Here is a 14,490-nt window from a genome sequence, read left to right as displayed (position 1 = left end):
CAGCCATGACATGGACCGGCCAAAAGCCGGTCAATGCGCCTCGTCCCAGTTGTCAGCCGCGCGGGCATCCACCTGCAATGGCACCTTCATGGAGATTGCCGGCATGGCCGCATTTTCCATGACCGAGACGACGACGGGCAGAGTTTTCTCGATTTCCGCTTCATCGACCTCGAAGATGAGTTCGTCATGCACCTGCAACAGCATGCGGGCGGACAGGTTTTCAGCCTCCAGCGCCGGTTCGATACGGACCATGGCGCGCCTTATTATATCCGCCGCGGAGCCCTGGATCGGCGCGTTAATGGCGGCGCGCTCGTTGAAGGCCTTCACGGAAGGGTTGGACGAGCGGATTTCCGGATAATGGGCGCGGCGGCCGAAAATCGTTTCGACATAACCGTTCTCACGGGCGAACGCCTTTGTCGCCTCCATGTAGTCGCGGATGCCGGGAAAACGCTCGAAATATTTCTTGATATATTCGCCGGCTTCAGAACGGGCGATACCGAGCTGGTTGGCGAGACCGAAAGCCGAAATACCGTAGATAATGCCGAAATTGATGGCCTTGGCGCGGCGGCGCACTTCCGAGGGCATGCCTTCGACAGGCACACCAAACATTTCCGAAGCCGTCATGGCATGAATGTCGATGCCGTTTTCGAAGGCGTTGCGAAGCTGCGGAATATCGGCGACATGGGCCAGCACGCGCAGTTCGATCTGGCTGTAGTCGGCGGAAAGAAGCTTGTGGCCGGGCGTGGAGATGAAAGCCGTGCGGATTTTTCGCCCTTCCGCCGTGCGGACGGGGATGTTCTGAAGGTTCGGTTCCGAGGACGACAGACGGCCTGTTGTGGTGGAGGCCAGCGCATAGGATGTATGCACACGTTTGGTCTCCGGGTGGATATATCCCGGCAGAGCATCCGTATAGGTGGATTTCAGCTTCGTCAGCTGCCGCCAGTCGACGATCTTGCGGGGGAGTTCAATACCTTCAGCCGCCAAATCCTCCAGCACCTGTGCCGAGGTCGACCATTGGCCGGTCTTGGTCTTGGAGCCGCCCGGCAGGCCCATCTTGCCGAACAGGATATCGCCGAGCTGCTTTGGCGAGCCGATGTTGAAACGCTCGCCGGCCAGCTCGTAGATTTCCTCTTCAAACGCTGCCGCCTTCTGGGCGAGTTCGCCGGAAAGACGTGAGAGTATTTGCCGGTCGACGGTGATGCCACGCTCCTCCATATGCGCCAGAACAGGCACCAGCGGACGTTCCAGCCGCTCGTAAACCTTGGTCAGCCGTTCTGAAACAAGCCGCGGCTTCAGCGCCATCCACAGCCGCAAGGTGACGTCAGCGTCCTCCGCTGCATATGCCGTCGCCTTGTCGATGTTAACAAAATCGAAGGTAACGCTCGACTTGCCCGATCCCGCCACGTCCTTATAGGGGATCGGCGTATGGCCGAGCCAACGTTCGGACAGCGAATCCATGCCGTGCGTCGCTTTGCCAGCCTCAAGCACATAGGAGATCAGCATCGTATCGTCGAAACTCTGCATGACGACGCCATGGCGTTTCATGAGCAGATAGTCATATTTGAGATTTTGCGCGACCTTCAGCACGGCCTCGTCTTCAAGCAAGTCCTTGAGACGGACCAGTGCTTCGTCAAAGGGCACCTGGCCTTCGGCGAGCCTGATACCATCGCTGAATAGATCGCCGCCGGAGCCAGTCTTGTGCGTCAAGGGAATGTAGGCGGCGCGTATATCGCTGCCCGAGGCATCCTTGCCATTATCGGCGATTGCCAGCGAAAACCCGACGAGCTCCGCCTGCATCGGATCAAGCGAGGTCGTTTCAGTATCGAAGGCGACGACCCCCGTTTCCCGCGCCGCCGCAACCCAGAGGTCCAGCGTCGCAAGATCCCTGATCGTCGTGTAGGCGCTCGTGTCGATCTTCGCGGCGGCAAAAAGCGTCTGACGGGCGGTGGCAAGATCAGCCGGCGCGCTGCCCTCCCCTGCACCTTTCCGCGCCGGAATAGCGGGCGAAACCGCAGTGCCCGTTACGCCAGCAGCCGCTTCACCCGCAGCCGGAGCGGCCGGCGCATCGAGATCGGGACCATGGGCGTCAGCGCCCCACTGAACCGGCACATTGGCGGCCTCAATGGCGGAAGCATCGGTCTCTGTCGCTTCGGCAACCCGCCGCGTCAGCGTGGTGAATTCCATCGCCTTCAGGAAGGCAATGAGTTTCGGGCCGTTCTGAGGTTCCAGCACCAGTGCTTCAAGCGGCTGATCCAGCGGCACGTCGGTCCTCAGGGCCACGAGCTGTCTGGAAATACGAGCAAGTTCCGCATTGGCGATGATATTTTCCCGACGCTTCTGCTGCTTGATCTCACCTGCCCGGGCGAGCAGCGTATCGAGATCGCCGTATTCTTCCAGCAATTGCGCGGCCGTCTTTGGACCGATGCCGGGGATGCCCGGAACATTGTCGGTCGAATCGCCGGTCATGGCCTGCAGGTCGATCATCTTTTCGGGACCCACGCCCCATTTCTCTATGACATCAGGGATGCCGATCTGCTTGTCCTTCATCGCATCGTACATGTGGACATTGGCAGTGACGAGCTGCATCAGATCCTTGTCGGAGGAGATGATGGTGACATCGGCCCCAATGGCCTCCGCCTGCCGGGCATAGGTGGCGATGATATCGTCCGCCTCGAAGCCTTCCGTCTCGATGCAGGGAAGGTTGAAGGCGCGCGTCGCCTCCCGTATCAGCCCGAATTGCGGCACCAGATCTTCCGGCGGCGCCGTGCGATTGGCTTTATAGAGATCATAAAGCTCATTGCGGAATGTCTTTGACGAATAATCGAAAATTACCGCAAAATGCGTGGGCGTCACGCCGACATCGGTGTTGCGCGCATCCTTCAGGAGCTTCCACAACATGTTGCAGAAGCCGGAAACGGCGTTGACCGGCAGCCCGTCCGACTTGCGGTTCAGCGGCGGGATGGCATGGAAGGCCCGGAAAATGAAACCGGACCCGTCAACGAGGAAGAGATGATCGCCTTTTTTCATGGGTAGCATGGATAGCGCGGGGGCGTTTTAACGTCTACCGAAACTTCGCGGAACATACGGTAAAGAGCCGGAACCGAGGTGGTGAAAAAAGCGCGTCGCATTTCACCCGAACGTTACCGATTTGTAATCCATCTTTCCCTTGAAAAGCCGCATTTGCAGACACATTTCTTAGAGGACGGCGCCTGATCACGCCGTAGTCTGATAGCTGGCTCGTCCCCCGCCGCGTCAGACCGGACAAAGGCCTTTCCCCCTCTCCGGGCCTTTGTCCTCCAATATGACCGCCATGGCCGTCCCCTCCAGGCCATGGCGGTTTTATTTTGCGCCTGTTACCAGCTGGCAAAAACATATCGTGCGATATATATCGCACTATTGAATTGCCGGCGCCGTCTGGCCAAACTGTCTGAGGGACGGAGGAATGGGATTTTCCCGGGATGAATCGGCCATCTATCTCGCCGCCAAAATGGCGCGGGAGTTCACTATGGCGCTGCAGAAGAGAGCCGCCGCATTGGGCTTCTCTCCCGGCCAATTCCCCATTCTCATCGAGCTCTGGCATGAAGAAGGGCTGACGCAAAGGCAGTTGCTCGACAGAATCGATGTCGAACAGGCAACGCTTGCTAACACGCTCTCACGCATGGAGCGCGACGGGCTGATCGTGCGAAAGACGCATCCCGGTGACCGCCGCGCCCAGATCATCGAATTGACGCAGCGCGGCAGGGACCTGGAAGCGAATGCCATTGCCGCTTCTGAGGCCACCGAAGACATGTTGCTTGCGGATTTCCGGCGTTTTGAACGCCAGCTTCTGCTGGAATATATGCGCCGCGCCATCGAGAGCGCAAAAAAAGCAAAATAGCGCTTCCAACTCGAAACCGCTTCGCAGTTTTCCTGAACTGCTCTATCGTTCCCGCGGCCGCGCGTTTGCCGATTCACGACACGCCGGCCCTTGTTTCCCGCGATGCGCGATGCCCGGATGTTTCGTCTTATCGCCGGGTCACGACAGACATGACAGGATCAGCGATGACAGACGTTTCCCCCATTCTTTCCACTGCCGATGACAATCTCACCTCCAGCCTCGAGCGACTGTTCGAACTCGTTCGCATTCCGTCGATTTCCACGGACCCCGCTTACAAGGCCGAGTGCCGCAAGGCGGCGGAATGGCTCGTGAGAACGCTTTCAGCGCTTGGCTTTACCGCCTCCGTTCGCGATACAGCCGGTCACCCCATGGTGGTGGCGCATCACGATGCGGCCAATGAAGACGCCCCACATGTGCTTTTCTACGGCCATTATGATGTACAGCCGGTCGATCCGCTCGATCTCTGGGAAAACGATCCTTTCGAACCCGCCGTCAAGGATATCGGCGCAGGCCGTCAGGTGATTACAGGACGCGGTACGGCGGATGACAAGGGCCAGCTGATGACCTTCGTGGAGGCCTGCCGCGCCTACAAGGCCGTGAATGGCGGCCTGCCGGTGCGCGTCACCATTCTTTTTGAAGGTGAAGAAGAATCCGGTTCGCCCTCGCTGAAGCCGTTCCTCGAAGCGAATGCGGAAGAGCTGAAGGCGGATTATGCCCTGGTCTGCGATACCGGCATGTGGGACCGGGATACGCCCGCCATTGCCGCGGCGCTGCGTGGTCTGGTCGGCGAAGAAATCGTCATCACCGCCGCCGATCGCGATCTGCATTCGGGTCTTTTCGGTGGCGCCGCCGCAAATCCCATCCACATCCTGACCGACATTCTCTCTGGCCTGCATGACGAGACCGGCCGCGTGACGCTCGACGGCTTCTATGACGGCGTGGAAGAAACGCCCGCCAATATCAAGGCTGCCTGGGAAACGCTAGGCCGCACCGCAGAAACCTTCCTCGGTGAAGTGGGCCTTTCGGTTCCCTCGGGTGAAAAGGGCCGCTCCGTGCTGGAACAGACCTGGGCGCGGCCGACAGCGGAGGTCAACGGCATCATAGGCGGGTACACCGGTGATGGCTTCAAGACCGTTATTGCAGCAAAAGCTTCCGCCAAGGTGTCGTTCCGCCTTGTCGGCGAACAGAACCCCGCCGCCATTCGCGAAAACTTCCGGGCCTATGTACGCTCGAAAATTCCGGCTGATTGCTCCGTGGAATTCCACGAGCATGGCGCATCGCCGGCGATCCAGCTTTCATACGATTCACCCGTCCTGACCAAGGCGAAGAACGCCCTTTCGGAAGAGTGGCCCAAACCGGCCGTCGTGATCGGCATGGGCGGCTCTATCCCGATCGTGGGCGATTTCCAGAAGATGCTCGGCATGGATTCGCTGCTCGTCGGTTTCGGCTTGACGGACGATCGCATTCATTCGCCGAATGAAAAATACGACCTGCAGTCCTTCCACAAGGGCATTCGCTCCTGGATCCGCATTCTCGACGCACTGGTCGCGAAATAAAAAAGAGGAGGCGCCACTGGTCGGGCGCCTCCGCTCACTCCAAAAACAAAAAGGCCGGGCAAGCCCGACCTTTCCATCCGTTTTCCGTCAATGCCAGTACATCCGTGGTCAAAGCGGTTCAACGGTCTGATGTTTCAGAGCGCGTCGATTTCCGACGCTGCTTTCACAATCAGGATCATCTGTTTTGGTTAATCTTTGGTTAACGCAACAACAGCGGCATCTTAAGACGCCCCTGACAGTTTTCATCTGAAACACTGTTGAACCCTATATCGGTATACGTACCGCCGTTTTCAAGACCCCGCCCGCCGGACTTCCTTCCAAAGAAAAAGGCCGGAAAAATCCGGCCTTTCAGTTCATGCAAGAAACCCTTTCGGGCCTGTTGCGTATCAGGCAGCGACGAGGTTGCCTGCGGACATCTTGCCAGAGCGGCGGTCCTGCATCAGCTCGTAAGAAAGCTTCTGGCCGTCGTTGAGGGCGGTCAGACCTGCGCGCTCAACAGCCGAGATGTGAACGAATACGTCCTGCGAACCGTCGTCCGGCTGAATGAAGCCGTAGCCCTTGGTTGCGTTGAACCACTTTACTGTACCAGTCGCCATAACGATTTCCTTCCGTTGGCAATTGTATTTGCGCTGCGAGCAGCGCGGTCTTGGGGTCGAATTTGAAGGAAAAGATCGTCGTGAGCGTCTGGAAAGACGCCGAAGCTCTGGTCGTCAAACAAATATCGATGGCGAAGTACCTAGGTTGGAAGGGGCTGAAAGTCAAGTTTCTTTGAACGAAACTATCGCATCAGGGGTCCGCCAGGGCTCGAAAAAGGAAGCGCCAAATAGCAAAAACCCGGCGCGGGAGGAGGTGCGCCGGGTTCTTGAAACTGACTGACAATTGGGAGGAGGAGTATTGTCAGTCCAATCGGGCGACGCTGGGAGGAGGAGTGCGTCGCTTCGATGTTTTGAACATACAACATCGCCGCTCAAAAAACAGACATTCTATCGCAGCGCAGCATTGCGATTATTGCATAGCTGAAGCGTGACATCTTGAACAACCATTTCTAACCGCCTAACAAATACGCATGTCTATTCAATCCGTCAGAGCATTTTTTGCCGAAAAATCACCCGAGGTGACGATCATTGAAACGGAAGCCAGTTCGGCAACCGTTGCGCTCGCTGCTAAAGCACATGGCGTCGAGCCAGACCAGATCGCCAAAACGATCTGCCTCAAGGCGGGCGATGCAATTCTGCTCGTTGTCACCGCGGGTACGAAACGCCTCGACAACAGGAAATTCCGCGATCATTTTGGAACGAAACCGCGCATGCTGGGGGCGGACGAGGTGGTTGCGGTGACCAGCCATCCCGTCGGCGGAGTATGCCCCTTCGGCTTGCCGTCGCCTTTGCCGGTGTTTTGCGACATATCGCTGAGAGATTATCTTGAAGTGGTTCCGGCAGCCGGCGCTACCAATGCAGCGGTGCGGATTTCTCCTCATGTGATGGCCGAACTGACTAAAGCTGAATGGGTCGACGTCTGCCAATGACGCCGATTTGATCCGGCCTGGGCTTAACCCCGCCTTAAATTGCCGCATTTAAACTCTTCATCCTGGATTAAGGATCGCGCAGGCATAGACGCTTGAGGCCGACAAGGCACAGGCGGTCCCGCAAAAGGAGCGATTTCGGCTGGATGGCAGGCAAGGGTAAATCACGCGAACGGGTAGAACCCTCTTTCGGGGATTTCCACGAGTCCGGTGACGATCTGCGTCTTGACGCCAGCGAGCGCATCAGCGGCACTGCAAAACAGTCGCCGAAGAAACCGAAACAGGCTTCACGCCGACCCAAGACGAAAAACGAAAAGCGCGCCCGCGGCACAGGTCGGGGGGCGACGGGTTTCATCCGGTCCCTCGTCTATTGGTGCATCGTGCTGGGCATTTGGGGCGGTATCGGGATTGCCGGACTTGTGCTTTATTATGGCGCGCGCATGCCGAGTGCCAGCAGCTGGTCCATTCCAGAACGTCCGCCGAATGTGAAGATCGTTTCCGTGAATGGCAGCGTGCTTGCAAACCGCGGCACGACCGGCGGCGAGGCGCTCGCGCTGGAAGACATGTCGCCCTATATTCCACAGGCTGTGATGGCGATTGAGGACCGGCGGTTTTATTCCCATTTCGGGGTCGATCCGCTTGGTCTCGGACGTGCCATCGTCACGAATGTGCTGACGGGGCGAACCGTGCAGGGCGGCTCGACACTGACGCAACAGCTGGCGAAAAACCTTTTCCTCTCGCCGGACAGGACCCTGGAACGCAAGGTTCAGGAAGTGCTGCTGTCCTTCTGGCTGGAGCACAAGTTCACCAAGGATCAGATCCTGGCGATGTACCTCAATCGCGTCTATTTCGGATCCAACGCCTATGGCGTCGAGGCGGCCTCGCGGCGCTACTTCAACAAATCCGCCCGCGACGTCAATCTGGGCGAAGCGGCAATGCTCGCCGGGCTTCTCAAAGCGCCCTCGCGCCTTTCGCCGGCACGGGACCCACAGGCAGCGGAAGAACGGGCGCAGGTCGTGCTGCAATCCATGCGCGACGTCGGTTTCATTACCGATGATGAGATCAAGACCGCCATGTCGCAGCCGCCGACCAAAGCGAAACGCTTCTGGTCGGGTGCCGAACATTACGCCGCCGACATGGTGCTGGAAGAGGTGCGCGGCCTGGTTGGCGAGGTCAAGCAGGATATCGTCGTCGATACGACAATCGATCCCGATCTCGAGCGCGATGCCGAAAAGGCGCTGACCCACGTGCTGCAGGGCGACGGCAAAAAACAGGGCGCCTCCCAGGCGGCACTGGTTTCCATCGATGGTACGGGCGCGATCAGGGCCGTGGTGGGCGGTGCGGATTATGCCGAAAGCCAGTTTAACCGCGCTGCCAAGGCAAAACGGCAACCCGGCTCGGCATTCAAGCCCTTCGTCTACGTCGCCGCTCTCGAATCCGGGCTTACGCCCTATACCATTCGTAATGATGGGCCTGTTCGTATCGGCAACTGGACCCCGGAAAATTATGAGAAGAAATTTCGCGGCGAAGTGACACTGGCCACGGCGCTGGCCAACTCCCTGAACACCATCGCCGCCCAGCTGGTGATGGAGGTCGGTCCCGAGCGGGTGACACAGGTGGCGCATCGCATGGGGATCGAATCGGAGCTGCAGAATAATGCCTCCATCGCGCTCGGCACTTCGGAAGTGTCGCTGATGGAACTGACAGCTTCTTATGCCCCCTTCATGAATGGCGGCTATAAAGCCACGCCGCACATCGTGAAGCGTATCACCGATGCCGATGGCAAGGTGCTTTATGAAAACAAATATGACAATCCGCCACGGGTGCTGAGCGAAGAAATTGCCGCCACGATGAACGGCATGCTGTCGCGCGTCATCACCGAAGGTACCGGCAAGGCCGCGCGCCTGCAGGGCTGGCAGGCAGCGGGGAAATCCGGCACCACGCAGTCTTTCCGCGATGCGCTCTTTGTTGGCTATACGAGCAATCTGACGACCGGCGTCTGGTTCGGAAACGACGACGGCACCTCCATGAAAAAGGTCACGGGCGGCGGCCTTCCTGCAAGGGCGTGGAAAGAGTTCATGACGGCGGCTCATTCCGGTCTTTCGCCTTCGCCCCTCTTCGGTCTTGGTGCAGGCGGCGTGCCGCCGCTCATGGATATGCAGCAACCGGCGCCGGAGAATGCGCCCTCCTCCATTGGCGACATCATTTCCAACGCGCTGGGCGGCGGAACGACTGATAACCGCGCCTATCCCGCGGCGCCGGCATCACCCACACCGAATCAGCCAGATGGGCAGCCGGGAGGGCTGACGCCGCCGGCTAATATTCCTTCGCGGGATATCGAACCCCGTTATTCCACCGGCAACGGCCCTGTGCCGCCGGCCGATATTGGCGGTGAAGCGCCTGACGTGTCGGGACCGAAACAAACCACCCTGCTCGACATTCTGATGGGTCGCTGACAGGTTTTTAAATCGTCGCCAAGTCCCGGTAACGAAGGACGAAGCGACCGAGGTCCACGTCCTTCATCCCTTTCGTTTCACGCTTTTCGGTGGCCGAACCGGCCGCCGCCCCATCCAGGGCGGCGAATCGGCACCTGAAGTGCAACACCTGCGTGCATACGTTAACTTTAGATTGATATTTGCCCAGACACGGCTACATTTCGGATGACTTTTTAGGGTAAATGAATTATTAATCGTTCATATAAATTAAATTTCTTCTATCAAAATAAGTTTTTCAGGATCCTATATTATGTTGGGTACTAAAGGCTCATCCCATGCCGTTTTTTTCGGCGATCCCTATTCCTCGGCCATCACTTTCGAGACACCGGAAACGCAGCCCTGCATTTTTGAGAAACGGGTATCTCCACTACAACGCGGCCAGTTCGCGCTCAAAAGAACGATGGACATTGCGGGGGCGTCCATCGCCCTCGTCGCACTGGCTCCCGTCCTGCTGACGGTGGCAGCGCTCGTCAAACTCGACAGCCGCGGGCCGGTCCTGTTCTCGCAGGTCCGCTGGGGCATGAATGGACGGAAGATTCGCGTCTATAAATTTCGCTCAATGAGAACAGACATGTGCGACGCTACCGGCGTGGCGCAAACAGTGAAGGATGACCCGAGAATAACCCGCATCGGCGCCATTCTCCGGCGCACGAATATTGATGAGCTGCCACAGCTCATCAATGTGCTCAAGGGTGACATGTCGCTGGTCGGACCGCGCTGCCATGCCATCGGCATGCTGGCGGCCGGCCGTCTCTACGAGGAGCTGGTTCCGCACTATCACCTGCGGCACCGGATGCGGCCAGGCATCACGGGACTTGCCCAGATGCGGGGCCTGCGCGGGCCAACGGATCGCAGCGACAAGGCAAGGGCACGCATCGTTTCCGATCTTTATTATGTCGAAAATTTTTCGGTCTGGCTGGATGTCAGGATCATGGTCGGAACGGTGATTTCCGAGTTGCGGGGCGGCAAGGGCTTCTGATCTTCAAGAGGCAAGGCAAGATTGCGAAAAGAAAAGCCCGGCATCTCTGCCGGGCTTTTCTCATGAACTGTCGTCACCTTCAATTTGTCGGCGCGGGAGCTGCAGCCGGATCCGGCAGCGGCGCCGGGTTCGCAGACAGCGTGCGGAGATAGGCAATAAGATCTGCTCTTTCCGTTTCTTTCTTCACACCCGCAAAGCCCATGGCCGTGCCTGGAACGTGCTTTTTCGGGGCTTCGAGAAAATAGTTGAGATGATCGTAATCCCAGTGCTCGGCTCCACCCTTGGAGAAATCCTTCATCGCTGCGGAGTAGCTGAAACCTTCGTGGCTGGCGATCGGCCGGTTGACGACATCGAAGAGATTGGGGCCGACCTTGTTTGCACCACCACTCTCTCCGGTATGACAGCTCGTACATTTCTTGAAGACCGCTTCGCCCTTGGCGGCGTCCGCGCTGGCGAGCAACTGTGCGATCGGGGTGGCCGCAGCCGCCGCTTCTCCGCCGCCCGTTCCGCCGCTGCTTTCTTCCGCGACGATGGCGTAACCTTCCTTTTCGGGCGCGGGCGCATGGAAAATGCCCTCGGACGCAATCGACACCGACATCAGGACGAATACTGTACCCAGAAACGCCCCAACGCCCATATTAACATAAGAATTCATCTAAACGCGCTCCCTCGCATCCGCTCGATATAACGGGCATCTTGAAATTGCTCGAAAGCTATGGCTTTTGCACAGCCTGCGCAACTTGAATAATGCTCCCCACACCGTGACGTTTTGACACTTTTCGGGCGGGATTTGAAGGGTGTCGGATGAATAATCGGGATTTCGAGAAAGCTGTCGTCCTCATACCGGCGCGGATGGCCTCCACGCGCCTGCCCGGCAAGCCGCTTGCCGACATTGGTGGCAAGCCGATGATCGTGCAGGTTGCGCAGCGGGCACGTGAGGCCGGCGCGGAGCGAATCGTCGTCGCGGTCGATGACGAACAGGTATTTTCGGCGGTTCAAAATGCCGGTTTCGACGTGATGATGACGCGTGACGACCATCAATCCGGTTCGGATCGCATTTTCGAAGCGCTGCAGAAGGCAGACCCCTATGGCAAGGCGGAATATGTCATCAATGTTCAGGGCGACCTTCCAACCATCGAGGCGGAAACTATACGCGCCTCGTTGCGCCCGCTGGAGAACGCCGCCGTCGACATTGCGACACTGACGGTCGAAATCACCGACGAGGAAGAAAAAACCAATCCGAACGTAGTGAAAGTTGTGGGCAGCCCACTTTCCGAAACCCGTCTGCGCGCGCTTTATTTCACCCGCACCACCGCGCCTTACGGCGAGGGGCCGCTTTATCATCATATCGGGCTTTACACGTATCGCCGTGCTGCGCTCGAGACATTCGTGAGTCTACCGCCCTCACCGCTGGAAAAGCGCGAGCGGCTGGAGCAGCTGCGTGCTCTCGAAGCGGGCATGCGCATTGATGCCGAGATCGTCCGCTCCGTACCGCTCGGTGTCGATACGCCGCACGATCTCGAAAAAGCCCGCAAAATTCTTGCAAGCAGAACCCTTTAACGGACAGTCCCATGAGCTTGATCACCAATCGCATTGCCTTTCAGGGCGAATTCGGCGCGAACTCCGACATGGCCTGCCGCGACATGTTTCCGAACATGGAACCATTGCCGTGTCCGACATTCGAGGATGCGTTCAACGCCATTGAAAACGGCGAAGCCGATCTCGGCATGATCCCGATCGAAAACACTCTGGCCGGCCGCGTGGCGGATATTCATCACCTGCTGCCGGAATCGCGCCTGCATATCATCGGCGAATATTTCATGCCGATCCGCTTTCAGCTGATGGTGATGCCGGGCGTGAAAAAGGACGAAATCCGCACCGTCCACAGCCACATCCACGCACTTGGCCAGTGCCGCAAGATCATTCGTTCCAACGGCTGGAAACCCGTCATCGCCGGCGATACGGCAGGATCGGCAAGGCTCGTTTCCGAAACGGGCGACCGCAGCATGGCGGCGCTTGCGCCGCGTCTTGCCGCCAGCCTTTACGGTCTCGATATTCTCGCCGAGAATGTCGAGGATTCGGAAAACAACGTCACGCGCTTCGTAGTGCTTTCCCGCGATGAAAACTGGGCCAAGCGCCAGTCGAGCGAAGAAATCGTCGTCACGACCTTCGTTTTCAACGTCCGCAACATTCCCGCGGCACTCTACAAGGCCATGGGTGGCTTTGCGACGAACGGCATCAATATGACGAAGCTCGAAAGCTACCAGCTCGGCGGCAAATTCGTGGCGACGCAATTTTATGCCGACATTGAAGGCCATCCCGATGACGAACCCGTGCGGCATGCCCTGGACGAGCTGCGCTTCTTCTCTGAAAAAGTCCGCATTCTCGGCGTCTACAAGGGCCATGCGATGCGCGGCAAGCTCAACCAGAGCTGAGCCTGCCGCGATCTCCTACCTTGGCCATTCCACCCAGTCGCGCATCAGGCGATGCGCGATGGCTCCCATGGGCGGCGCAGAAAGACCTTCGCCCGCCGGGGCCTCCAGCATCTTTGCCACCTCTTCCCGCGTGAACCAGCGGCAATCCTCAAGCTCGACCTCGTCGCGTGCGATCTCAAAAGACAACGCCTCGGCATAACAGCCGATCATCAGCGTATGCGGCATCGGCCAAGGCTGGGAGGCGTGATAACGGACGCGGCCGATTTCGACACCGGATTCCTCGTGCGTTTCACGGCGAACAGCCTGTTCGATGGTCTCACCCGGTTCCACAAAACCGGCGAGGCACGAATACATGCCCGGCGCAAAATGCGCTCCGCGGCCAAGCAGGCACAGATCGCGCTCGATATCGATCGTCATCATGATGACGACGGGATCGGTGCGTGGAAAAATAGTGTGGCTGCAGGCGGCGCAGATGCGCTTGTAGCCGCCGATTCGCAGCTCCATGGCCCCACCGCATTTCCCGCAAAAGCGGTTGTCGGCGTTCCAATGTGTGAGGCTGACGGCCTGGGCGACCTCGCTCAGCAATTCCTCTTCCAGCAGGTGATCGCGATAAAGCGTGCGGGCGTCGGCGAGCTTGTAGTGGCTCGCCAGTTGGTCTTCGGCCACGGCAACCGGAACGGCGATTCGCGGTTCGCCGGTCTCCCGATATCCAAGCAGGACGGCATTGTCGAAATCCGGCTGCAACTCGGCCAGCTCATAGGCGGAAAACAGGGGGTCGATGACCTGTTCGTCATGCTTCAGGACAAGCCGGCTGCCCGAAAAGGCAAAAATATGGGTGCCGTCTATTTTCAGGGCATCGGCAACGCATTCCTCCGTCCGCTTTTCCGCGAAACGGTCGAGGGCGTTTTTGGAAAAGGCCGTCAGCAGACTTGCTTCGGGATGGGGGGCAGTGGTTTCAAAAATTTTCATGGAAATCATCAGAGTGCGCCGGAGATTTTTTTCATCAAAGTTTCCTTTTCGCCCGCGGCATAAGGCACGGGCGTCCCGTGACCCCAGATGGGGCCGGGCCAGCAGGTGTCGCCTTCATTGCGGGCGATAATATGGACATGCAGTTGCCGGACGATGTTGCCCAGAGCGCCCACATTGATCTTGGTGGCCGCGGTAATTTCTTTCAAGGCGGACGCGACAAGATTGGTCTCGAATGTCAGCACGGCCTGATCAAGCGGAGTAAGATCGAACAGCTCGCTGACGCCCTCTCGCTGCGGCACCAGCACCAGCCATGGCCAGCGGCTGTCATTTTGCAAACGCAGTTCACATAGCCCCAAACGCGTCACGAGCACGCTATCGCGCGCCAGTCTTTCGTCCAGCTGGAATGTCTCCAAGGTGTCCTCCATGTTTGTTTTCATTGTGATAGCAGTTTTTTGAATGCTTGGCTTGCATTTGCTGTCGATATTGCCGATATGTGGCCCCGGGAGGTTGGTGGTGGACGAGCCACTCGCCAACCGGGTCAGGTCCGGAAGGAAGCAGCCCTAACGAGCCCGGCACGGGTCGCCGTGCCAGCCTCCCACCTTTTAAAAGACGTGCTCAGCTTTCGCCGGGCCAGTTCAGCGCCCCAAGACAAACTGG

General features: G+C 58.3%; 12 protein-coding genes and 1 other RNA gene. 8 read left to right on the top strand and 5 right to left on the bottom strand.

From position 1 onward, the window contains the following. Positions 1-30 precede the first annotated feature (30 nt). Positions 31-3,027: a DNA polymerase I gene (polA, locus tag HQN82_RS12605; protein WP_112766022.1), complete on the bottom strand. Its 2,997-nt coding sequence runs from the start codon at positions 3,025-3,027 to the stop codon at positions 31-33. A gap of 415 nt (positions 3,028-3,442) precedes the next feature. Here polA and HQN82_RS12600 point away from each other — a divergent pair, with 415 nt between their 5' ends. Beyond that, complete coding sequence (locus HQN82_RS12600; protein WP_022555354.1) at positions 3,443-3,877, top strand: MarR family winged helix-turn-helix transcriptional regulator; 435 nt, start codon at positions 3,443-3,445, stop codon at positions 3,875-3,877. Positions 3,878-4,041: 164 nt separating this feature from the next. Beyond that, positions 4,042-5,433, top strand: a complete 1,392-nt coding sequence (locus HQN82_RS12595) for a dipeptidase (protein ID WP_173614934.1) — start codon at positions 4,042-4,044, stop codon at positions 5,431-5,433. A 386-nt stretch (positions 5,434-5,819) separates the two neighbouring features. Here HQN82_RS12595 and HQN82_RS12590 read toward each other — a convergent pair whose 3' ends face one another. Beyond that, entirely contained in the window at positions 5,820-6,029 is a 210-nt protein-coding gene (locus HQN82_RS12590; protein ID WP_003492998.1) for a cold-shock protein, read from the bottom strand. Between the two features lie 470 nt (positions 6,030-6,499). Here HQN82_RS12590 and HQN82_RS12585 point away from each other — a divergent pair, with 470 nt between their 5' ends. From HQN82_RS12585 to HQN82_RS12575, 3 genes are all read left to right on the top strand, one after another. Beyond that, the gene (locus tag HQN82_RS12585; protein ID WP_077986525.1) at positions 6,500-6,958 is read left to right on the top strand and encodes a YbaK/EbsC family protein; all 459 of its coding nucleotides are present in this window, start codon (positions 6,500-6,502) and stop codon (positions 6,956-6,958) included. A gap of 143 nt (positions 6,959-7,101) precedes the next feature. Then, positions 7,102-9,411, top strand: coding sequence for a transglycosylase domain-containing protein (locus HQN82_RS12580; RefSeq protein ID WP_173614933.1), 2,310 nt, complete (start codon positions 7,102-7,104; stop codon positions 9,409-9,411). A 289-nt stretch (positions 9,412-9,700) separates the two neighbouring features. Beyond that, positions 9,701-10,429 carry a sugar transferase gene (locus HQN82_RS12575; protein ID WP_072493781.1) on the top strand — a complete coding sequence of 243 codons (729 nt, stop codon included), beginning with the start codon at positions 9,701-9,703 and terminating at the stop codon, positions 10,427-10,429. Between the two features lie 79 nt (positions 10,430-10,508). On the opposite strand, the gene HQN82_RS12570 is transcribed toward HQN82_RS12575, so the two are convergent. After that, a complete protein-coding gene (locus tag HQN82_RS12570) occupies positions 10,509-11,084 on the bottom strand; it encodes a c-type cytochrome (protein WP_004439101.1) in 576 nt (191 codons plus the stop codon). A 149-nt stretch (positions 11,085-11,233) separates the two neighbouring features. Between HQN82_RS12570 and HQN82_RS12565 the strand changes: the two genes are divergently transcribed. Beyond that, positions 11,234-11,989, top strand: coding sequence for a 3-deoxy-manno-octulosonate cytidylyltransferase (locus HQN82_RS12565; RefSeq protein WP_004439098.1), 756 nt, complete (start codon positions 11,234-11,236; stop codon positions 11,987-11,989). A gap of 11 nt (positions 11,990-12,000) precedes the next feature. After that, the gene (locus HQN82_RS12560) at positions 12,001-12,864 is read left to right on the top strand and encodes a prephenate dehydratase (protein ID WP_004439096.1); all 864 of its coding nucleotides are present in this window, start codon (positions 12,001-12,003) and stop codon (positions 12,862-12,864) included. Positions 12,865-12,879: 15 nt separating this feature from the next. Here the strand turns inward: HQN82_RS12560 and nudC are convergent, their stop codons facing one another. Both nudC and HQN82_RS12550 read right to left on the bottom strand, forming a co-directional pair. Further along, on the bottom strand, positions 12,880-13,842 hold the full coding sequence (nudC, locus tag HQN82_RS12555; protein ID WP_081950445.1) for an NAD(+) diphosphatase: 963 nt from the start codon (positions 13,840-13,842) through the stop codon (positions 12,880-12,882). Further along, complete coding sequence (locus tag HQN82_RS12550) at positions 13,842-14,270, bottom strand: HIT domain-containing protein (RefSeq protein WP_006699828.1); 429 nt, start codon at positions 14,268-14,270, stop codon at positions 13,842-13,844. The genes nudC and HQN82_RS12550 overlap by 1 nt, the downstream gene beginning before the upstream one ends. 65 nt (positions 14,271-14,335) lie before the next feature. Between HQN82_RS12550 and ffs the strand changes: the two genes are divergently transcribed. Next, positions 14,336-14,432: signal recognition particle sRNA small type (gene ffs, locus HQN82_RS12545), an RNA gene on the top strand. Positions 14,433-14,490 lie beyond the last annotated feature (58 nt).

Source organism: Agrobacterium pusense (assembly GCF_013285525.1).
Classification (GTDB): Bacteria; Pseudomonadota; Alphaproteobacteria; order Rhizobiales; family Rhizobiaceae; genus Agrobacterium; species Agrobacterium pusense.
This window is presented reverse-complemented; position numbering and strand designations above follow the sequence as displayed.